We start from the raw sequence: 20388 nt of genomic DNA, 5'->3' as shown, positions 1-20388 counted from the left end.
CACGGCCGGTGATCCGGCGCCCCGCGCGCCGGATCACCGGCTACCGTTGATCTACCTTCATCCCCCGGCTCTGAGGAGCGCGATGCCCGAGATCGCCCCGTTGCGCGAGGGTGATCCGCGAACACTCGGCCCGTACCGGCTGACCGGGCTGCTCGGCGAGGGCGGGCAGGGCTCGGTCTACCTCGGCGAGCGGGACGCCGATCCGGAGTCCCCGGAGGGCGGGAGCGACGGCGTCCGGCGGGTCGCGGTCAAGCTGCTGCACGCGCGGCTGAGCGGCGACGCCAAGGCGCGGGCGCGGTTCGCCGACGAGCTGCGGACGGCGGGGCGGGTGGCGGCCTTCTGCACCGCCCGCGTCCTGGACTCCGACGTCGAGGGCGACCGTCCGTACATCGTCAGCGAGTACATCGACGGCCCGTCCCTGTCGGAGGTGCTGGCCGCCGCGGGCCCGCGCGAGGGGCCCGCGCTGGACCGGCTGGCGATCGGGACGATGACCGCGCTGGCGGCGATCCACCAGGCGGGCGTGGTCCACCGCGACTTCAAGCCGCACAACGTGCTGATGGCCCCGGACGGGCCGCGGGTGATCGACTTCGGGATCGCGCGGGCGCTGGACGCCACCGGCACGCTGTCCAGCACCGCCGTGGGCACGCCCGCGTACATGGCGCCCGAGCAGTTCTCCGGGACCGCCATCGGCCCGGCCGCCGACGTGTGGGCCTGGGGCGCCACGATGATCTACGCGGCGACCGGGCGGCCGGCGTTCGGGCAGGACTCGATCCCGGCGGTCATGCACCGCATCCTCAACTTCCCGCCCGATCTGGGCTCGCTGGGCGAGCCGCTGCGCGGGCTCGTCCAGTCCTGCCTCAACAAGGACCCGGCGTACCGGCCCAGCTCGCAGCAGATCCTCGTGCACCTGCTGAACCTGGCCGGCAGCCTGCCGGCCGCCGCCGCCGAAGGGCAGGGCGGCCCCGGCGGGCAGGACGCGCAGTCGACCGCGGTGCTCAACCAGGGCGCCGCGGCCGCCGCGACCCACACGACCACGCGCCTCGCGGTCGATTCCCCGGCACCGCCGCCCGGCATCCCGTACGGGCAGGTCTCCTACCAGCAGCAGCCACCGCCGTCCCCGTGGAACGCGCCCGCGCCCCCGCCGGCCCCGGCGCCGCAGCAGTGGGGCACGCCCGCCACATGGCCCGGCGGCAACGGACCTGGGGGCAATGGCCCCGGAGGCACCGCCGGGGCCGGGAAGCCCGGCCGCCGGCGGCCCGGAGTGGGCGTGCTGGCCGGGGCCGGCAGCGCCGCGCTGGTCGCGCTGATCGTTGCCGGCACCGCGATCGCCGTCCAGCTCCGCGACCGCGGCGACGATCCGCCGGCCGGCGGCGGTTCCGGCCGCACCGGCGGCGCCATCGCGCTGGCGCAGAGCACGCTCAGCAGCGACCGGGAGCTGTCGCCGTCCGTCGCCGGGTACGGCACCGAGCGGCTGATCGCCAAGCAGCTGTTCACCGGGCTGGTGGAGATCACCCCGGACGGCGCGGTGCGGAACCGGATGGCGAGCAGGCTCACCCCCGCGCCGGGCTGCGGCAGCTGGCGGATCGACCTCAAGACCGGGACCACGTTCAGCAACGGCGAGCCGGTCGACGCCGCCGCGTTCGTGCGCGGCTGGGTGCGCGCCGCCCAGGACCCGACCGGGCTGGCCTCGCTGTACATCGGGGACGTCAAGGGCTTCGCGGACGTGAACGGCGGCAAGAGCGACGACTTCTCGGGGATCCGGCGGTCCGGGGACGGGTTCGACGTCGAGCTGGTCTCGCCCGACTGCGAGTTCGACCGGCGGCTGGCCAACCCCGTCCTGGCGCCGCTGCCCGCGGACGCGCTCAAGTACGACAACGCCGCGTACAACCAGCGGCCGGTCGGGAACGGGCCGTTCAAGGTCCAGTCCTACGAGAAGGACCGTCGCGTCACGCTGGTGCGCAACGACGCCTGGGCCTTCGGCAAGGCGAGGCTCGACCGGGTCACGATCAACCTGACCCCCGACACCGGCGCGGTGGGCAGGGCGGGGTTCCGGGCCGGGGAGTTCCAGTGGGCGGCGCTGCAGGCCGACGGCACGGCCGCGGCCACCCGCGACCCCGCCCTGGTCACCAGGACCACGCAGAGCCTGAACTACCTCGTCCCGATCACCGCGCGCGGCCCGATGAAGTCCAAGGACGCCCGGCTGGCGGTCTCGTACGCGCTCGACCGGCGGAAGATCAGCGACACCGTGTACGGCGGCCTCAACCCGCCGGCGCGGAGCATCGTCCCGCCGTCGATCCCCGGCTTCGAGAAGGCCGGCTCCTGCCCGTCCTGCGACACGCACGACCCCGCCACGGCCCGCCGGTACGCGGAGGCCGCCGGGCTGAAGCCCGGCGCCGAGGTCCGGCTGTACGTGCGCGGGCTGCCCTCGCACCGGCGCTGGGGCGAGGTCGTCAAGCAGCAGCTGGAGACCGCCCTCGGCTGGCGGATCGACCTGAAGATGCAGGCCGAGTACGACCACTCGGCGTGGGTGCGGGACCTGACCTCCGGCGACGCGACCGGGCTGGCCACCCTCGGCTGGCAGCCGGACGTCCCGACGGCGTTCAGCATGCTGCGCCCGATCCTGTCGAGCGACCTGGTCGCGACCAAGGACAACGGCTACTCCAACTACTCCGGCTGGAAGGACGCCCGGTTCGACCACCTGATCTGGGAGACGCCGCGGACCGCCGACGCGAACGGCCGGCTCCAGCGGATGCGCGAGGCCGAGAAGCGGGCGCTGGACGACATGGCCATCATCCCGGTGGTCAACCACGGGAGCGCGGCGCTGCGCAGCGACAGGCTGACGGGGCTCGGGATGGACATCGACGGCGACCCGACCCTGGCGACCGCCGCGTACAAGTGAGCCCGGCACGCGCCCGCTGAGGGCCGTCCAGGCGCCCCCAGGCGGTGCGATCGGCCAGCGGGTTCAGGCGGCGGGTTCAGGCGGCGGGCTGGGCCAGCGGCAGCCGCACGGTCACGATCAGGCCGCCGCCGGGGCGCGGGGCCGCGTGCACGGACCCGCGGTGCGCCAGCACCACCGACCGGACGATCGACAGCCCCAGGCCCGCGCCCTTGGCCGACTCGACCCGGTCGGCGTTCAGCCGGCGGAACGGCTCGAACAGCCGGTCCACCTCGTAGGCGGGCACGGTCGCGCCGGTGTTCTCGACCTGGACGGTCGCCCAGCCGTCGAGCACGCCGGTGCGGGCCCAGACCTCGCCGCCGTCGTCGTTGTGCTTGATCGCGTTGTCCACCAGGTTGGTCACCAGGTGCTCCAGCAGCACCGGGTCGCCGAGCGTGGCGCCCGGCGTCAGCTCCTCGTGGACGGTCACCTCGAGGTCGCGCTCGCCGGCCCGGCGGGCCGAGCTCTCCAGCACGGTCGCGGCGACGTCGGCCAGGTCCACCGGGGTGCGGGTGGTCAGCTCGCGCTCGCTGCGGGCCAGCAGCAGCAGGCCCTCGATCAGCCGCTCGTGCCGGGCGTTGGTGGCCAGCAGCGTGCGGCCGACCGTGCGCAGGTCGTCGGACGCCTCCGGGTCGCCCAGCGCCACCTCCAGCAGCGTCCGGTTGATCGCCAGCGGGGTGCGCAGCTCGTGCGAGGCGTTCGCGACGAACCGGCGCTGGGAGTCGAAGGCCTGGCCGAGCCGTTCGAGCATCGCGTCGAAGGTGTCGGCCAGCTCCTTGATCTCGTCGTCCGGGCCCTCCAGCGCGATCCGCTCGTGCAGGGTGCTCTCCGACAGCCGGCGGGCCGTGGTGGTCACCCGCTGCAGGGGGCTCAGCGCCCGGTCGGCGACGAAGTAGCCGAGCGCCAGCGCGATGATCCCGACCCCGGCCAGCGCCACCAGCGACCGGCTCACCAGCTGCTTCATCGTCAGCGTCTTCAGCACCTCGGGATCGAGGGAGCCGTTGGGCGTGATGATGAGGTAGCCCTTCGGGAACACCTGGTCGAGGATCTGCCCCACCAGGATGTAGGTCACGAAGAGCAGCAGCGCGCCCGCCATGAAGAACAGCAGGCCGTACAGGACGGTCAGCCGCAGCCGCACGCTCACCCGGCCGGACAGCATCCGCCCCTTCACGCCCGGGAGCCCCGCCGCCGCCCCCGCGGGCGGCGCGACCCCGGAGATCGGCTGGGTGGCGCCCGAGGCGGGCGGCCCGGCCTGGTACCCCTGCTGATGCTGCGGGGACGGCTGGGACTCCTGAGGCGCCTGCTGGGACGGCCGGGGCTGCCGCGGGGCGGTGCTCACAGCCGGTACCCCACCCCGGGCACCGTCTCGATCACCGGCGGGTCGCCCAGCTTCTTGCGCAGCGTCATCATCGTCACCCGGACCACGTTCGTGAACGGGTCGATGTGCTCGTCCCATGCCTTCTCCAGGAGCTGCTCGGAACTGACCACCGCGCCGTCCGCGCTCAGCAGGACCTCCAGCACCGCGAACTCCTTGCGGGTGAGCTCGACCGGGCGGCCGTCGCGGGACACCTCGCGGCGGCCCGGGTCGAGGCTGATCCCGGCCCGTTCCAGCACCGGCGGCAGCGGCGCCGCGGCCCGCCGGCCCAGCGCGCGCACCCGGGCGATCAGCTCGGCGAACGCGAACGGCTTGGCCAGGTAGTCGTCGGCGCCGATGGACAGCCCCTCGACCTTGTCATCCAGCTCGCCCGCCGCGGTCAGCATGATGATCCGCGCCGGGTAGCGCTGGGTCACCAGCTGCTTGCAGACGTCGTCTCCGTGGATCCGGGGCAGGTCGCGGTCCAGGACGATCACGTCGTAGTCGTTGACGCCCGCCCGCTCCAGCGCGCCGGCGCCGTCGTAGGCGACGTCCACGGCCAGCGCCTCGCGGCGCAGGCCGGTGGCGATGGCGTCCGCCAGGACCCGCTCGTCCTCGACGACCAGAACACGCACTGCGTCCCCCTCACTGAGCGGGCCCCTCACCGGGGCCCGATCCAGGTATGCCATGGCGCCCGTAAGACGCCCGTAAGCCGGTGTTCCCAGGCGGGAGGGCCCGCCCGGGACGGCGCCCGCCGGCACCGCGATCTCACCGGAAGTTCACCGGGAATCCGGGGGCCCGAAACAGGTTTATTTTCAGCGTAGGTGTGGGTAGAGGAGGTCACGATCCGGAGGGAGGCCCATGGGCGAACTGTCACGCACCATCAAGCAGCGGCTCGACGATGCCTACGAGTCGTTGCGTCACGCCCACGCCGACGGCGACATCTACCTGGCCGACATCCGCCAGGAGGAGATCAAGGAACTGCGCCGGATCGCAGCGAATCACGACATCGGCATCGAACCACCCCGCTGCGACTGACTAGGGCCCGCCCTAGAGACGCCAGATCCAGGGGGCGGTCACGCCGGTAGCAGCGCCCGGCGGGGCCGCCCCTCACGCGTACCTCCGGCCTCCGGGCCTATCTTTTGTTGTACCCGCTGTACCCCTGTGCGCACGTCTATGAGTCGCGGGCCGGGTCCAGCGGGACGAGCAGGTCGTGCAGGGCCTCGAAGACCCCCGGGCCGCCCGCCACCGTCAACTCGGGCCCGGCCGGGGCGCCGCGCAGGCCCTCGACCCGGCCGCCCGCCTCCTCGACGATCAGCGCCCCCGCCGCGATGTCCCACGCCTGCACGCCGCGCTCGTAGTACGCGTCCACGCGGCCGGCCGCCAGCGAGCACAGGTCCACGCAGCACGACCCGCCGCGCCGGATGTCGCGCACGTTCGGCAGCACGCCGGTGAGGACCCCGGCCTGGTGGGCGCGCCGCTCCGCCGCGTACCCGAAACCGGTCGCCACCAGCGCCCGGTCGAGCGGCACGCCGGAGTTGCAGCGCAGCTCGCGCGTCCCCGCGGCGGTGTGCAGCAGGGCGCCGCCGCCCCGCACGGCGGTGTACGTCTCGCCGCGCCGGGGCATCTCCACGGCCCCCGCCACGGCCCTGCCGTCCACCTCGGCGGCGATGCTGACCGCCCAGTCCGGCAGGTCGTACAGGTAGTTGACCGTCCCGTCGATCGGGTCGATCACCCAGCGGACGCCGCTGCCGCCGGCGCGGGTGCCGCCCTCCTCGCCGAGGAAGGCGTCGCCGGGACGGGCCGCGCCGATCCGCTCGATGATCAGGCGTTCGGCGGCCCGGTCCATCTGGGTCACCACGTCGGTCGGGCTGGACTTGGTCTCCACCACGTCCGGGCCCCCGGCCGGCCGCTTGTCGACCAGCATCCGGCCCGCCTCGCGGGCGGTGGCCACGGCCAGCTCCAGCAGCTCTTCGGGCAGGCTCATCCGTTCGGTCCCCTTGTCTGACTGACGTGCTGTCTGGCTGACGTGCTCTCGGGCTGTGGGCGTGCGCTGTGCGCGGTCAGCGGTGGTCGGCGAGCAGCGCGCGGGGCAGCGCGACGAAGCGCGGGTCGGTGTGCGGGGTGGCCGCGCGGACGTACGCCATGCCCAGCTCGCGGGCGCGGGCGGCGGCCTCCACGTCGAGGTCGTACTTGACCTCCATGTGGTCGGACACGAACCCGATCGGCACGACCGCGACCGCCGGGACGCCCTCGCCGTGCAGCGCGTCCAGATGGTCGACGACGTCCGGCTCCAGCCACGGCTGCGACGGCGGGCCGCTGCGGCTCTGGTACACCAGGTCCCACGGGACGCCGGGCGCGGCGCGTCCCGCGACCAGCTCGGCCACCTGCTTCAGCTCGGCCTCGTAGTCGGGACGGCCCGGCTGCGCCAGCGGGACGCTGTGGGCCGTGAAGACCAGGCGGCGCGGCCCCTCGGGCAGCCGCTCCAGCGCGTCGCGCGCGGCGTCGGCGAACGGGTCGACGAAGCCGGGCCGCAGGCAGTAGACGGGCAGCTTGTCCACCTCGGGCGCGCCGGGCACCTCGGCGCGGGCGCGCTCGATGTCCTCGACGTACTGGTCGCAGCACGAGTAGCCGCTGTAGGCGGAGGTGACGAACGCGGCCGCGCGCCGGACGCCGTCGTCCTTCATCCGCCGCAGCGTGTCGGCGAGGTAGGGGTCCCAGTTGCGGTTGCCCCAGTAGACCGGCAGGTCCACGCCGTGCTCGGCGAAGTCGGCCTCGATCGCCGCCTTCAACTCCCGGCACTGCTGGTTGATGGGGCTGACCCCGCCGAAGAGGTGGTAGTGCTCGCCGACCACCTCGAGACGCGCGCGCGGGATGTCGCGCCCCCGGGTGACGTTCTCCAGGAAGGGGATGACGTCGTCGGGCCCCTCCGGCCCGCCGAAGGACACCAGGAGCAACGCGTCGTACGTGCTCTCTCGACTCATGCCTCCATCCAACCAGCAGCGTCGCGATGCCCCCGTCAGGGGTGAGGCGTGTCAGCCGTAGCGGTCGTCGTAGGCCTTGGCCAGGGCGAGGACCTTCTGCACGTACCAGTCGGCGTGGTTGTAGTGCCAGATCGCCTTGTAGAGCGCCCGGCCGCCCCCGGCGGCGCCGTGGTCGCACAGGTAGCGGGCGGCGGCGGGGATGGCGTCGTACGGGTTCATGATGTCGGCCTTGCCGTCGCGGTCGCCGTCCATGCCGTACGACTTCCACGTCGCCGGCATGAACTGCATGGGGCCGAGGGCCCCGGCGCTGGAGCGGCCGGGGTTGCGGTTGTGGTCGCTCTCGACCTGGCCGATGGCGGCGAGGACCGTCCAGGAGAGCCCGGGGCAGGACTTGGCCGCGTTCTTGTACAGGTCGAGGTAGCTGCCGCTGGCGGGCGCCTGGTACTTCTGGTCGTGCAGGTTGATCACGTCCGCGCCGGAGCCGAGGATCCTGCCGACGGCGCGGGCGGTGGTGGCGGGCTTGACGCCCGGCGCGTTGACCAGCACCGCGATGTTCGGGACGAGGCCCATCGACTGGCCGGTCTTCTTGTGCACGAGCATGTCGATGCCGGGCAGGCCGAGGGAGCCGGAGCCGCCCATCATCAGGCTGGGCATCGTCCGCCCGACCACCGGGTACGGGAAGCCCTTGCTGAGCCTGAGCTGGTCGGCGGCGGCCGTGGAGGTCACGAACTGGTCGCCGGCCAGGGCGGTCCACAGGCCGTTGTCGCGCGCCGTGCCGGGCGGCGTCCAGGAGCGGAACGTGGACGGGTCCACGGCGAACGCGTTCACCTGGCGGCCCTGCAGCTGCACGGCGCCGCCCGCGACGGCGATCACGTCCCGGACCTTGCCCAGCCTGGCGATCCGCTGGATCTGCGCCTGCCCGATCGGGCGGGTGCCGACCGCGAGGACGTCCGGGGGCACGACCCGCTTCAGCGGGGCGACCTGGCCGCCGTCGGCGACGTTGGTGACCGGGCCGGCCGGTGCGCCCGAGGGGGTTCCGGCGCGCGGGCCGGCGCGCCCGTCCCGCTCGCCGCGCTCGCTCTGGGCCGTCACCGCGGCGTACACGCCCCCGCCCAGGTTCGCGGCGGCGAGCACCGCGATGCCGGCGACGGCCCGGCGCAGTCCCCTGCCGAGCGGCGGCACGACCGGCGGCCGGCCGGGGCCGCCTGAGGCGCCGGGTGCGCGCGTGGGTGAAGGAGCAGCCACATCCATTCCCTACGAGAGTCGCCGTGACCGGGTACTGGTCTTTTCGATTGTTTCGCCCGGGTAACGTGATCTTGGCGCCGGGGTCGTGCGCCTGGTCAGGGGGCCGACCGCCTCCGAGGATGGAGAGAAGGCGCGGATGTCCGGTCCCTACCGGGAACTGCTGGCCGTGCCCGGGGCACGTCTCTTCGTGGCCGCGGGTTTCGTCGGGCGCATGTCGATGGCCATGGTCGGCATCGGGATCGTCCTCCTCGTGTCCGCGGTTACCGGATCGTACGGTATCGCCGGAAGTGTCGCCGCGACCCTCTCCCTGTCCTACGCGGTCGGCGCGCCGCTGAGCGCCCGCTTCGCCGACCGGTACGGGCAGCACCGGGTGCTGGTCCCGCTGGTGCTGGCCAACGCGGCCGCGTTCACCGTGCTGATCACGTTCGCGCAGCTCGGGCTGCCGGTCTGGACGCTGTTCCCGGCCGCGGCGCTGGCCGGGCTGACGCAGGTCTCGCTCGGCGCCTGGATCCGGGCCCGGTGGACGCACGTGCTGCGGGACGCGCCGGGGCGGCTGCACGCGGCGTTCTCGTTCGAGTCGGTGGTGGACGAGTCGATCTTCGTGGCCGGGCCGCTGATCGTGACCGCGCTGGCCACCGGCGTCCATCCGGCGGCCGGGCTGGCGTCGGCCGCGGCGTTCACGCTGGCCGGCTGCCTGGCGCTGGCGGCGCAGCGCGGCACCGAGCCGCCGCCGGTGCCGCGCCCGCCGGGCGCCCGGGGCGGGCACATCCTGCGCAACCCGGCGGTCCGCGTGATCACGCCGGTGTTCCTGCTGCTGGGCGTGGTGTTCGCGGCGATCGACGTCAGCGTGGTCGCGTTCGCCGAGGAGGAGGGGCGCAAGGGGATGGCCGGGGTCGTGCTCGGCTGCTACGCGCTCGGCAGCGGCGTCGCGGCCCTCTGGTACGGGGCGCGGCGCTGGCGCAGCCCGCTGGAGCGGCGGTTCCAGGTGGGGCTCGGGCTGATGGCGGTCGCGATGGTGCCGCCGGTCCTGGTCGGCGACCTCCACCTGATGATGGCCGTGGTGTTCTTCTCCGGGCTGGCGATCTCGCCGACGATCATCCCGGGGTACGGGCTGGTGGAGCGGCTCGTCCCGGCGCACCAGCTCACCGAGGGCCTCGCGGTGGTGTCCACGTCGGTCGGCGTGGGGCTGGCGGGCGGCTCGTCGGCCGCCGGCCGGGTGGTGGACGAGTTCGGGGCCGAGGCGGCGTTCCTGGTGCCGATGGCCGCGGCGCTGGTCGCGGCGGTGTACGGGCTGGCGGGGACGGGGTACCTCGCGAGGCGCTCGTCGGGAGCGGGCACACCCACTCCCAAAACATGAACTATCCTCGCGATAGCCTCCCCCAGTAGAGTTCCGCCATGTCCCCCGGAAACACCCATTCATGGCGCAACTGGGCCGGTAACCAGCGGGCCACCCCCCGCCGCGTGGCCACCCCCAGGACCACCGCCGAGGTGGCCGCCGCCGTCCGCGCCGCCGCCACCGACGGCCGCACCGTCCGGATGGCCGGGACCGGCCACTCCTTCACCGGCGCCGCCGTGGCCGAGGACGTGCTGCTGCGCCCCGCCGGCCTGACCGCCGTCCGCTCCGTCGACACCGGCGGCGGACTGGTCACCGTCGAGGCCGGCCTGCCGCTGCACCGGTTCAACCGCGTCCTGGACGAGCACGGGCTCGCGCTGGCCAACATGGGCGACATCCAGGAGCAGACGGTCGCCGGCGCCGCCCAGACCGGCACCCACGGCACCGGCCGCGACGCCGCCGGGCTCGTCTCCCAGATCGCCGGCCTGGAGATGGTGCTCGCCGACGGGAGCGTCGTCACGTGCTCGCGCGACGAGCGCCCCGACCTGTTCGACGCGGCCCGCGCCGGCCTCGGCTCGCTCGGGATCGTCACCGCCATCACGTGGAAGACCGTTCCGGCGTTCCTCCTCCAGGCGCGCGAGGAGCCGATGCGCTGGGACGAGGTCCTGGACCGGGTCGACGAGTTCGACGAGGGCAACGAGCACTTCGAGTTCTACTGGTTCCCGCACACCGAGGGCTGCCTCACCAAGCGCAACAACCGCGTCGAGGGGCCCGCCGAGCCGCTGTCGCGGTTCAGGTACTGGCTGGACGACGAGTTCCTGTCCAACAAGGTCTTCGGCCTCGTCAACCGCGTCACCCACCGGGTGCCCAAGGCGACCCCGTTCGTCAACGGCATCTCCGCCAAGGCCCTCGGGGCGCGCACGTACAGCGACACCTCCTACAAGGTGTTCACCAGCCCCCGCACGGTGCGCTTCAAGGAGCAGGAGTACGCGATTCCGCGCGAGCGCCTCGTCCCTGTGCTGCGCGAGCTGCGCGCCCTCTTCGACCGGCGCGACTGGCGGATCAGCTTCCCCATCGAGGTCCGGCTGCTCCCCGAGGAGGACGCCTGGCTGTCGATGGCGTACGGGAGGCGCACGGCGTTCGTCGCGGTGCACGTCTACAACCGCGACCCCCACGAGGAGTACTTCCAGGGGATCGAGGAGCTGATGACGGCGGCCGGCGGGCGGCCCCACTGGGGCAAGCTCCACACCCGCGACGCCGCGTACCTGGAGAAGGTCTACCCGCGGTTCGCCGACTTCCGGGCGCTCCGGGACGAGCTCGACCCGGAGCGCCGCTTCGCCAACCCGTACACCCGGCAGGTCTTCGGCGACTGACCGGCGTCACGAGCGCCGGGCGGGCTCTAGGAGCCCTGGTTCTCGCGCTGGGTGCCGGCGCCGGACCCGTCCTGCTGCTGGTCGCCCCCGCCTCCCCCGGGCGCGGTCGGCGCCGTCGTGGTCCCCGGGTCGACCGGCTGCTCCGGCTCGGTGCTCGGGGTCGGCGTCGGGCGGTCCGGCTGCTCGGGGCCGGACGTCGCGGGCGGGGTCGGCCGCCCGGTCTCCGGCGCCGTCTCCTGCCCGCCGGTCGCCGGCGTGTCGGTCGGCCGCTCGGACTCCCGGGTCGTCCCGGGGGACGGCGTCTCGGCGGGCTCCGCCCCGCCGCCGTCGTCGTTCCCGAGGTTGCTCCAGGTCGTCCCGCGGCCGTCGTCCGCGCCGACCCAGCTCGCCGCCGGCTTGTCGGTGATCTTCTCCAGCACGGTGATGCCGGCCATGACCACGGCGAAGACCGCGACCGACGACACCGCCAGCACGGCCCAGCGGCGCCTCGCCCACGCCAGCGAGTCGCGGAACGCGTCCCGCCAGGCCGCCCGCCGCACCGCCTCCCCGCCCGCCTCGGCCGCCAGCGCGTCCGCGACCGTCTCGGCAGGCGACAGGTCCAGCCGCGTCGCGTTCGGGTCGCCGCCGCCCGGCGGGTCCAGGAGGGTGGCGTTCGGGTCGCCCCCGGGACGGCCGGAACCGCCCGGCCACACGACCGTGCGGGTCGGGTCGGCGTTCAGCGCCTCCGCCGCGGCGCCGCGCGCCACCGTCTCGTCCCGCACGGCGTCCTGCAGGTGCGTGCGCTCCTTGATCTGCTCCTTGCCCTGGTCCAGATAGTGCTTGCCCACCGCGGCCCCCGCCGTGGAGACCACGCTCATGAAGGCGGCGCCGATGACGGTGCCGTACACCCCGAGGAAGGACGCGCCCACGGCGGCCGCCAGCGTGGCGAGGCCGCTGGCGATGAGCTGGGTCGTACTGAGATCCAGCGCCTTGCGCCGCATCGGATTCGTTCCCCCTGTCCACCGACCACGATCAAACTTCGTAAACCGGAACTACCGGCGGCGGGTGAACTGTTCCGTCCCGCGACGTGATGATGACAACGCCAAAACACTGGAGCCTCGACGTCCCGTCGGGCAGAGTGTGGAAAAGGATCCACAAGAATCGGGTAGGGCGTCCCCCGCCGGACCTCGGCACCGGCAAGCTTGGTCAGGTGCCCTCTTCGGCCTCGTGAAGAGGGCTTCGAGAGCGGCGATGTTCGGACATGCCGGGTACGGTGCTGGCAGCAGGTGTGTCCGAAAGAGAGACTCGGGAACCCGGGGGAAGGGCACGCATGCGCCCTCGGCACCCTCCGGTGCCGTCAGGAAGGGCAGGAAGGACACGCATGCAGGAGCTGCGCCTCGTCGCGGTCAGCGAGGACGGAACGTACCTCGTCCTGGCCACCGCGGGCCGAGGCACCCGGTTCACCCTGCCCGTCGACGATCGGCTGCGCGCAGCGGTCCGTGGGCACTTCTCCCGCCTCGGCCAGTTCGAGATCGAAGTGGAGAGTCCCTTGCGCCCCAAGGAGATCCAGGCTCGCATCCGGTCCGGCGAGACCGCGGAGGAGATCGCCGAGTCGGCCGGTATCCCGGTCGAACGCGTCCGCTGGTTCGAGGGTCCCGTCCTGCAGGAACGCGAGTACATGGCCCAGCAGGCGCAGCGCGTCGCGGTGCGCCGGCCCGGCGAGTCCACGCCCGGCCCGCCGCTGGGCGAGACCGTCGAGGAGCGGCTCGGCCGCGGCGGCGTCGACCTCGAAGAGGTCGAGTGGGACTCCTGGAAGTGCGAGGACAGCACCTGGCGGGTGCGGCTGTCGTTCTTCGACAACGGCCGCCCGCACGCGGCCGAGTGGGTCTTCGACCCGCGCCGCCGGCACGTCTCCCCGCTCGACGAGGTCGCCGCCCGGCTGACCGCGGTCGAGTGGGAGGACGACGGGCTCGGCGGCGACACCGTCACCCCGCTGGTGCCCCGCCGCCCGGCCATGAAGGTCGTCTCCGACAGCCGCGACCTCGCTCCCCCGCCGCCGCGCGGGATCGGCACGCCGCGCTCCCCGGAGGCGCCCGAGCCGCTGCGCGCCGCCACCGACCTGCGCCGCGAACCGCCGGCCGTGTCCCGGCCGCCCGCGCGCCCCGTACCGGAGGCGCCCGCGGCGGACGAGGAGCGTTCCACGCCGGAGCCGGCCGCCGTGGCGCCCGTTCCCGTGCCCAGGCCCGCGCCCGACGAGTCGGCCGCCGAGACCGGGCAGGAGCCGGAGCTGGAGCGGGAGAGCGCGCCGGAGCCGGTGGACGAGCCCGCGGCCGAGGAGGCCGTTTCGGCGCCCGAGCCGGAGCGTGAGAGCGAGCCCGAGGCCGTTCCGGAGCCCGAGGCCGAAGCCGAAGCCCAGGCCGAGCGGGAGCCTGAGATCGGGAGCGAGCCGGAGAACGAACCGGAGAGCGCGCCGGAACCGGTGGCCGAGGCCGCCGAGGAGGCTCCTGACGAGACCCCCGAGCTTGAGGCCGAGGCCGAGACCGAGGCCGACGTTCAGGCCGAGACCGAACAGGCCCCCGAGACCGAAGCCGAGCGGGAGCCGGAGCCGGCCGCCGAGGAGGCGCCCGCGCCGGAACCCGAGCCGGAGCCCGAACCCGCGCCCGAGCCGGAGAAGCCGGCCGCGCGGGAGAAGGCCCAGCCGGCGCCCAAGCCGCAGCGCCCGCCGCACCGGGAGACGTCCCGGCCCCCGGCGAAGAAGAAGCCGTCCACCGCGCGGCCGTCCATGCCCGCCGCGCCGGTGGACCCGCCGGCGGCCGCCGCCGCGGCGGCGGGAGAGGCGGCGGGGGCGCAGCGGCCCGCCCGCAACCGGCGCAAGTCCAAGGGCAAGCGCGCGTCCGTCCCGTCCTGGGACGAGATCATGTTCGGCGCGCGCCGGCCCGACTGACGCGCTACCGGGGAGTCCGCGATGCCGTCCCCTCGGGGGCGGCACCGGCCGGCCCGTCCGCCGCCAGGAACGGCTCGACCCAGCCGGGGGTGATCCGGGCGGCGAACGCGACCGCGTCGCCCTCGGCCATGTCCACGGCCTGGTAGCCGCCCTCGCCCGCACCCACGGCGACGTACAGCGTCGCGAGCCCCAGGCGGCGCTGGAAGAGCGTGCGGCGGACGCGCCAGCCGATCACCGCGTCATGGTCGACGACGGCCTGCCGGCGGCGCAGCGAGCCCGACCGGACCGTCAGCCGGACGGCGTCGGTGGCGTGCCCGAGCTGCCGGTAGCGGTCGATCCCCAGCGGTACGGCGAGGACGGCCAGGCCGAGGCAGCCGTACATCACCCAGGGCTCCCCCGCCAGGTGCGCCGCCACCGCCAGGCCCAGCGGCGGCGCGACGGCCCGCAGGACGCGGCGGCCGCGGGCGGCGGACGGGTGCGGGACGAGCGGGCCCGGCACGGTGCCGAGCACCTCGCCCGCCAGGCCGCGCACGACCGGCCACGGCGCGGCGGGCAGCAGCCGGCCCCGCTGCGCGGCGTCGCCCAGCCCGGTGACGAGGGCGCCCAGCCGGACGACGCGGGCCAGCCGCTCGAACGGGTTGTCCGACAGCTCCACGCCGCGGATCCGGCGCCGCTCCAGGCTGACGCTGCGGCGGGTGACCAGGCCGCGCTCGGCGACCACCGAGCCGTCCCGGGCGTACACGGTGAAGTCCCAGTTCACCAGCGCGAACGCGATCACCGACAGCACCGGGGTGACCAGCAGGAGCGCCGCCAGCAGCGCCAGCACGGTGGTGGCGTGCAGCCCGGCCAGCCGGTGCCCGAGGTCCGACAGCCGGTCCTCGGTGATGAGGCCCAGATCGTCGCCGAGGTTGTAGAGGGTGCCGAACAGGCTGCCGGCCACCGCGAACGGGGTGAGCAGGTACGCGCCGCCGAGCGGGGCGAACAGGTACCAGCGCGGCCGTACCCGGGCGAGCTCGCGGCGCGGCGGGGCGGGCGCGGCGCCGTCCCGCCGCAGCAGCGCCCGGCGCAGCCGCTCGGCCTCCGGCCGGGACACCGCGTTCAGCTCGCCCTCGCCGCCGTCGGCGCCCGCGTCGATGTGGACGATCGCCAGGCGCAGCAGGCGGTGCGGGGCGGGCGCGCTGACGTCCACGCCGCGGATCCGCTCGCGCGGGATCGTCTTGACCGATCTGCGCAGGAACGAGCGGCGCAGCTCGATGCGGTCGTCGTACACGGTGTAGGTGAACGTCAGCCAGACGGCCACGTGGTAGGCCAGCCCGACGGCGAGGCCGCCCAGCGTGAAGAAGAACGCCGTGGACACGCCGCCGACGGCCAGGCCCGCCGCTCCGGCCGCCAGCAGCGCCAGCAGCTCGCGGGTCGCGCTCACGATGGACGTCAGCGGGTGCAGCCGCTGCGCACGCGCCGCGGCCGCCGGGGCGCGGGGCGGGCCGGGTGCGTTCACGTCGCGTCGTCGCGCAGGGCGTGCGCGCGGTGCGCCAGGTCCTCCGACAGCCGGGTCGCCACGCCGGCGGGCAGGCCCGAGACCTCGGACGAGCCGGTGTGCGAGGCGGTGTTGACCTCGATCGTGGCCAGGCCCAGCAGGCGCTCGATCCAGCCCTGCTTGGTGTCGACGGTCTGGATGCGGCTCACCGGCACCAGCAGCCATTCGCGGCTGAACCAGCCCGTACGGGTGTAGACGACGTCCGCGCTGACCTCCCAGCGGTGCACCCGGTAGCGCCACACGGGGGCGACCAGGACCATGAGGGCGCCGGCCGCGCCGGTCAGGAGCGGCAGCCGGGCGATGACGGTCTCCAGCCAGCCGGGCGGACCCGTCCAGCCGGAGCCCTCGTACCAGGCGGCCACGCCCCAGGCCAGCCCGAACGCCAGGCCCCACAGCAGCAGCGCCTCGATCGCCCAGTGCGCGATGGCGCGCGGCGACACCCGGTGCGCGGGCGGCCGCAACCGCGGCGGGTGAGGCTCGCCTCCGCCGGATGGGTGGGTTGGCCGCACCGCCGTCACGTACCCGAGTTTAGATCTTCCGGGCCGTGCTCGTCTCCGCCGCCGGTACGACCGTCGAACAGGGGCATCGGTGTACTTTTCCGAGAAATCACCGGCGTATCAGCGTTTTGTCAGACCCGGATGCGAACCTGGTGATGGCACCAGCGACCTGTCAGCGATCTGACAGACCCCGCGCGAAAACTGGATGCGCACCACTCCGGACCTTCGAATGATTTGACCTGCCGCAACGTCAAGGTCATGGGATGGCCGGACAAGCCCGTACACACCCGCTTCAGGGGAGATCACATGACAGACGCCATCCAGGCCGAGGGCCTGGAGAAGCGATTCGGGGAGACCCAGGCGCTGGCGGGGGTCTCGCTCACCGCCGCCGCCGGAACGGTCCTCGGCGTGCTGGGGCCCAACGGCGCCGGCAAGACCACCATGACCCGCATCCTGGCCACGCTGATCGAGCCGACCGCGGGCAGCGCCCGCGTGGGCGGCTTCGACGTGGTCAAGGAGGCGCACCAGGTCCGCCAGCTGATCGGCCTCACCGGCCAGTACGCCGGGGTCGACGAGATGCTCACCGGCACCGAGAACCTCGTCCTCATCGGGCGGCTGCTCGGCCGGTCCCGGCCGGACTCCAAGGCCCGCGCCCGCGAGCTGCTGGAGCGCTTCGACCTGACCGACGCGGCCGAGCGGCCCGCGAAGACCTACTCGGGCGGGATGCGCCGCCGCCTCGACCTGGCCGCGAGCCTGGTCGGCCGGCCGCAGATCCTGTTCCTGGACGAGCCCACCACCGGTCTCGACCCGCGCAGCCGCAACGGCCTGTGGGACATCGTCCGCGGCCTGACCGACGACGGCGTGACCGTGCTCCTCACCACGCAGTACCTGGAGGAGGCCGACCAGCTGGCCGACGACATCATCGTCATCGACCGCGGGCAGGCCATCGCGCACGGCACCTCCGACGAGCTCAAGGCCCAGGTCGGCGGCCAGGTGCTGGAGCTGCGCCCGGTGAACGAGGCCGACCACGTGACGGTGGCGCGGCTGGCCGGCGAGCTGGCCGGCACCGACCCCGAGGTCCGCGACGGCCTGGTCGCGGTGGGCATCACCGACCCGGCGATCATGCCGGCGATGGTGCGCCGGCTGGACGAGGCCGGCGTGCTGCTCAGCGAGCTGTCCATGCGCAAGTCCACGCTGGACGAGGTGTTCTTCGCCCTCACCGGCCATCACACCGACGACCTCGACGCCGAGGCCGGCGAACTCGCCGAGGCGAGCAAGAAGGAAGGGGCCCCGGCATGAGCGCAGCGGGGATCGCGGTTCCGGCCGACCTGTCCAAGCGGGTCTCCCCCGGCGTCACCGCGCGCAACATCGCCACGCTGGCGTGGCGCAACCTGGTGCAGATCAAGCACAACCCGATGGAGCTGCTCGACCTCAGCATCCAGCCGATCATGTTCGTGCTGCTGTTCGCGTACGTGTTCGGGCCGTCGATGGCCGGCAGCGTGGAGGCGTACCTGCCGGTGGTGATCCCGGGGATCATCGCGCAGAACGCGCTGTTCGCCGGGATGGCGACCGGGTTCGGGCTCAACACCGACATCACCAAGGGCGTGTTCGACCGGTTCCGCAGCCTGCCGATCGCGCGCAGCGCCCCGCTGGCGGGACGGATCATCGCCGACACCGCCAAGCAGGGCTGGTCGATGATCATCCTGCTGGCGGTGGGGTTCGCGATCGGGTTCCGGCTGGAGACCGGGCCGCTGGCACTGCTGACCGCGTTCCTGCTGCTGCTGGCGTTCGCCGTGCTGTTCTCGTGGACGTCGGTCTACATCGCGATGAAGGTGAACGAGCCGGAGAAGGTGCAGATCTTCGGGTTCGTGGTGATCTTCCCGCTGAGCTTCCTGAGCACCGCGTTCATCCCGTCCACCGACCGGATCCCGGGGCCGGTCGCCTGGGTGATGGACAACAGCCCGGTGACCCAGCTGGTCGAGGCGATGCGCGGGCTGCTGGTGGGCGGCCCGGTGTTCGACCACGCGATGATCGCGCTGGCCTGGGGCGTCGGCATCTCGCTGGTGTTCGCGCCGCTGTCGATGCGGGCGTTCAAGCAGCGCGCCTGACGGCGCGGCTCAGCGGGCGCCGGGGACGCCCCGGCCCGCCGGATCCGCCGGGTCCTCTTCGCCGGGTGCGGCGAGGAGGACCGGCGGCGGGGGGCGTTCCAGGCCGAAGCCGGCGATGACGTCGTCCAGGGTCCGCGCGGCGCCGCGCCGGTAGGACTCCTCGAAGGCGGCGTCGCCGAGCGCGGCGCGGGCCATCGCCTCGATCCGCGCCGGAAGGGGCCGCGACAGGTCGCGGACGCCGCGCAGCCCGTCGGCGGTGCCCAGCAGCCGGGCCGCCCGCTCCGCGGCGCCCTCGCGTACGGCCAGATGGGCCAGGCCCACCAGGACGTCCGCGACGATCGGATGGTCGAGCGCCCGGACCGCGGCCGGGACGGCCTCGTCCAGGCGGCGGCGCGCGGCCTCCATGCCTCCCCCCTCCGGACCGCCCCCGTCCGGACCGCCAGCCCCCGACCCGTCCTCGTCCAGGTCCAGATGCGCCCGTGCGGTCAGCACCATGGCCCGGAGATGCGGCGGCTTGGCGCGGCGCGCGTACTCCTCGGCGAATTCCAGCCGCCGCGCGGCCTCGCCCCGATCACCCGCCCTGGAGGCGAACTCGCCGTACCGCATGTGCAGGAAGGCCGTCGCCTCCGGCGACCCCATCCGCTCGGCGTCGCGCAGCGCCCCGTCCAGGATGTCCCTGGCGCGGGCGTGCTCGCCGAGGAGGTCGAGCTCGTTCGCCAGCCGGGAGTGCATGTGGACGAACATGCCCGCGCCCCCGCCGAGCGGGGCGTTGTGCCGCAGCGCCTCCGCGAACAGGTCCGCCGCCGCCCGGTGCTCGCCGCGCCACGCCAGGATGTCGCCCTGGGCCGCCAGCGTGAACGACATCCCCCACCGGTCCCCCGCCTCACGGAAGCCGCGCAGGGCGGCGGCGAGATCGTCGGCCGCCTCGGCGACGCGGCCGAAGTTGAGGGCGAGCTGGCCCATGACGAAGTGGCCGATCGCCCGAACCCAGGGGTCCGGGTCCTCGACCATCGGCCGGGCCTCGCCGCGCGACCGCTCGTCCCAGCCCTGGGCGAACAGCCGCATGAGCGTCACCATCACCCGCAGCACCGGATGCGGCGACCGCTCGCCGAGCCCCTCGGTGATCCGCATGACCCGCCGCAGCCAGGCCGTGGCCTCGACGTTCTCCCACGGCCCCTCGAAGGTGAACATCACGCCGTGCGCGAGGGCCGTCGCGGTCGTCTCGTCCTCCGGCAGGCCCGGCATGGCCGTCACCTCGGCGAAGAACTCCTTCGCCTCCTGGACGGCGCCGCCCAGGAACCAGTACCAGCCGAGCGCGGCGCACAGCCGCACGGCCAGCACCGCGTCGCCCGCGGAGATCGCCCAGCGCAGCGCGCCGTGCAGGTTGTCGTGCTCGGCCTTGAGGACGGCCATCCAGTGCAGCTGGTCATGCCGGTACAGGCGCGGCTCGGCCGTCTCGGCCAGCTCCGCGAGGTACTCGGCGTGGGCGCGCCGCACCCGCTCCTCCTCGCCGGCCTCGGCCAGGCGTTCGGCGCCGTACGCGCGGATCGTCTCCAGCATCCGGTAGCGCGGGCCGGAGCCGTCCGCGCCGTCCATGCCGCCTGTGCCGCCTGTGCCGCCTGTGCCGCCTGCGTTGTCGGCGCCGCCGGTCTCGACGACCAGCAGCGACTTGTCTGCCAGGGCGGCGAGCGCCTCCAGGACGCCGTCCGGATCGAGCCCGGGCCCGGCGCAGACGCGCTCGGCGCTCGCGAGCGTCGCGCCGCCGGTGAACACCGACAGCCGCCGCCACAGGGCGCGCCCGGCCTCGTCCAGCAGGTCCCAGCTCCACTCGACCATGGCGCGCAGCGTCTGGTGCCGGGGCAGCGCGGTCCGGCTGCCGGTGGCCAGCAGCCGGAAGCGGTCGCCCAGCCGGCCGGCGACCTGCTGCGGGGTCAGCGCGCGCAGCCGTACGGCGGCCAGCTCGATCGCCAGCGGCATCCCGTCCAGGGCCCGGCAGATCCGCACGAGGGACGCCACGTTCGCGGGCGTCACCGCGAACCCCGGGGAGACGGCGGCGGCGCGGTCGGCCAGCAGCCGCACGGCCGGGTTCGCGGCGGCCT

At 74.3% G+C, this 20388-nt stretch carries 15 protein-coding genes and 1 pseudogene; 7 read left to right on the top strand and 9 right to left on the bottom strand.

The genetic code is table 11. The features are described 5' to 3' along the window. Positions 1-82 precede the first annotated feature (82 nt). The gene (locus tag AB0881_RS32835; protein WP_366623264.1) at positions 83-2899 is read left to right on the top strand and encodes an ABC transporter substrate-binding protein; all 2817 of its coding nucleotides are present in this window, start codon (positions 83-85) and stop codon (positions 2897-2899) included. 76 nt (positions 2900-2975) lie between these two features. Here AB0881_RS32835 and AB0881_RS32830 read toward each other — a convergent pair whose 3' ends face one another. After that, positions 2976-4274, bottom strand: coding sequence for a HAMP domain-containing sensor histidine kinase (locus AB0881_RS32830; RefSeq protein ID WP_366623262.1), 1299 nt, complete (start codon positions 4272-4274; stop codon positions 2976-2978). Then, on the bottom strand, positions 4271-4924 hold the full coding sequence (locus AB0881_RS32825; protein WP_366623260.1) for a response regulator transcription factor: 654 nt from the start codon (positions 4922-4924) through the stop codon (positions 4271-4273). The genes AB0881_RS32830 and AB0881_RS32825 overlap by 4 nt, the downstream gene beginning before the upstream one ends. A gap of 226 nt (positions 4925-5150) precedes the next feature. On the opposite strand from AB0881_RS32825, the gene AB0881_RS32820 reads away from it, so the two are divergent. Continuing rightward, entirely contained in the window at positions 5151-5327 is a 177-nt protein-coding gene (locus AB0881_RS32820) for a hypothetical protein (protein WP_366623258.1), read from the top strand. Between the two features lie 136 nt (positions 5328-5463). On the opposite strand, the gene AB0881_RS32815 is transcribed toward AB0881_RS32820, so the two are convergent. The 3 genes from AB0881_RS32815 to AB0881_RS32805 all read right to left on the bottom strand — a co-directional run bounded on the left by AB0881_RS32815 (position 5464) and on the right by AB0881_RS32805 (position 8524). Then, positions 5464-6276, bottom strand: coding sequence for an inositol monophosphatase family protein (locus AB0881_RS32815; protein WP_366623256.1), 813 nt, complete (start codon positions 6274-6276; stop codon positions 5464-5466). Between the two features lie 76 nt (positions 6277-6352). Further along, positions 6353-7273 (bottom strand): ferrochelatase, encoded by a 921-nt coding sequence (locus AB0881_RS32810; RefSeq protein WP_366623254.1) that lies wholly within the window; start codon positions 7271-7273, stop codon positions 6353-6355. Between the two features lie 51 nt (positions 7274-7324). Next, complete coding sequence (locus AB0881_RS32805) at positions 7325-8524, bottom strand: lytic transglycosylase domain-containing protein (protein WP_366623252.1); 1200 nt, start codon at positions 8522-8524, stop codon at positions 7325-7327. 130 nt (positions 8525-8654) lie between these two features. On the opposite strand from AB0881_RS32805, the gene AB0881_RS32800 reads away from it, so the two are divergent. Continuing rightward, the gene (locus AB0881_RS32800) at positions 8655-9875 is read left to right on the top strand and encodes an MFS transporter (protein WP_366623250.1); all 1221 of its coding nucleotides are present in this window, start codon (positions 8655-8657) and stop codon (positions 9873-9875) included. Between the two features lie 38 nt (positions 9876-9913). Continuing rightward, positions 9914-11224 (top strand): D-arabinono-1,4-lactone oxidase, encoded by a 1311-nt coding sequence (locus tag AB0881_RS32795; protein WP_366623248.1) that lies wholly within the window; start codon positions 9914-9916, stop codon positions 11222-11224. Between the two features lie 26 nt (positions 11225-11250). Here the strand turns inward: AB0881_RS32795 and AB0881_RS32790 are convergent, their stop codons facing one another. Continuing rightward, the gene (locus AB0881_RS32790; protein ID WP_366623246.1) at positions 11251-12204 is read right to left on the bottom strand and encodes a hypothetical protein; all 954 of its coding nucleotides are present in this window, start codon (positions 12202-12204) and stop codon (positions 11251-11253) included. A gap of 380 nt (positions 12205-12584) precedes the next feature. On the opposite strand from AB0881_RS32790, the gene sepH reads away from it, so the two are divergent. Beyond that, positions 12585-14147: a septation protein SepH gene (sepH, locus tag AB0881_RS32785; protein ID WP_366623244.1), complete on the top strand. Its 1563-nt coding sequence runs from the start codon at positions 12585-12587 to the stop codon at positions 14145-14147. Positions 14148-14151: 4 nt separating this feature from the next. Here the strand turns inward: sepH and AB0881_RS32780 are convergent, their stop codons facing one another. Both AB0881_RS32780 and AB0881_RS32775 read right to left on the bottom strand, forming a co-directional pair. After that, entirely contained in the window at positions 14152-15645 is a 1494-nt protein-coding gene (locus AB0881_RS32780; protein WP_366623242.1) for a PH domain-containing protein, read from the bottom strand. Next, on the bottom strand, positions 15642-16145 hold the full coding sequence (locus AB0881_RS32775; protein ID WP_366623240.1) for a PH domain-containing protein: 504 nt from the start codon (positions 16143-16145) through the stop codon (positions 15642-15644). Before AB0881_RS32775 ends, AB0881_RS32780 begins: the two co-directional genes overlap by 4 nt. A 342-nt stretch (positions 16146-16487) precedes the next feature. Here AB0881_RS32775 and AB0881_RS32770 point away from each other — a divergent pair, with 342 nt between their 5' ends. Both AB0881_RS32770 and AB0881_RS32765 read left to right on the top strand, forming a co-directional pair. After that, positions 16488-17480: an ATP-binding cassette domain-containing protein gene (locus AB0881_RS32770; protein WP_366623238.1), complete on the top strand. Its 993-nt coding sequence runs from the start codon at positions 16488-16490 to the stop codon at positions 17478-17480. Then, positions 17477-18289, top strand: a complete 813-nt coding sequence (locus AB0881_RS32765) for an ABC transporter permease (protein ID WP_366623236.1) — start codon at positions 17477-17479, stop codon at positions 18287-18289. The genes AB0881_RS32770 and AB0881_RS32765 overlap by 4 nt, the downstream gene beginning before the upstream one ends. Before the next feature lie 9 nt (positions 18290-18298). Here AB0881_RS32765 and AB0881_RS32760 read toward each other — a convergent pair. Continuing rightward, positions 18299-20388: pseudogene (locus AB0881_RS32760) on the bottom strand (AfsR family transcriptional regulator); the annotation flags it as partial.

The organism is Spirillospora sp. NPDC029432, from assembly GCF_040703975.1.
GTDB lineage: Bacteria > Actinomycetota > Actinomycetes > Streptosporangiales > Streptosporangiaceae > Spirillospora.
This window is presented reverse-complemented; position numbering and strand designations above follow the sequence as displayed.

What these genes read in the sequence shown, in the direction of transcription:
- AB0881_RS32835 (WP_366623264.1), top strand. Translation starts at nt 83, where the DNA reads ATGCCCGAGATCGCCCCGTTGCGCGAGGGTGATCCGCGAACACTCGGC.
- AB0881_RS32820 (WP_366623258.1), top strand. Translation starts at nt 5,151, where the DNA reads ATGGGCGAACTGTCACGCACCATCAAGCAGCGGCTCGACGATGCCTAC.
- AB0881_RS32815 (WP_366623256.1), bottom strand. Translation starts at nt 6,276, where the DNA reads ATGAGCCTGCCCGAAGAGCTGCTGGAGCTGGCCGTGGCCACCGCCCGC.
- AB0881_RS32810 (WP_366623254.1), bottom strand. Translation starts at nt 7,273, where the DNA reads ATGAGTCGAGAGAGCACGTACGACGCGTTGCTCCTGGTGTCCTTCGGC.
- AB0881_RS32805 (WP_366623252.1), bottom strand. Translation starts at nt 8,524, where the DNA reads ATGGATGTGGCTGCTCCTTCACCCACGCGCGCACCCGGCGCCTCAGGC.
- AB0881_RS32800 (WP_366623250.1), top strand. Translation starts at nt 8,655, where the DNA reads ATGTCCGGTCCCTACCGGGAACTGCTGGCCGTGCCCGGGGCACGTCTC.
- AB0881_RS32795 (WP_366623248.1), top strand. Translation starts at nt 9,914, where the DNA reads ATGTCCCCCGGAAACACCCATTCATGGCGCAACTGGGCCGGTAACCAG.
- AB0881_RS32790 (WP_366623246.1), bottom strand. Translation starts at nt 12,204, where the DNA reads ATGCGGCGCAAGGCGCTGGATCTCAGTACGACCCAGCTCATCGCCAGC.
- sepH (WP_366623244.1), top strand. Translation starts at nt 12,585, where the DNA reads ATGCAGGAGCTGCGCCTCGTCGCGGTCAGCGAGGACGGAACGTACCTC.
- AB0881_RS32770 (WP_366623238.1), top strand. Translation starts at nt 16,488, where the DNA reads ATGACAGACGCCATCCAGGCCGAGGGCCTGGAGAAGCGATTCGGGGAG.
- AB0881_RS32765 (WP_366623236.1), top strand. Translation starts at nt 17,477, where the DNA reads ATGAGCGCAGCGGGGATCGCGGTTCCGGCCGACCTGTCCAAGCGGGTC.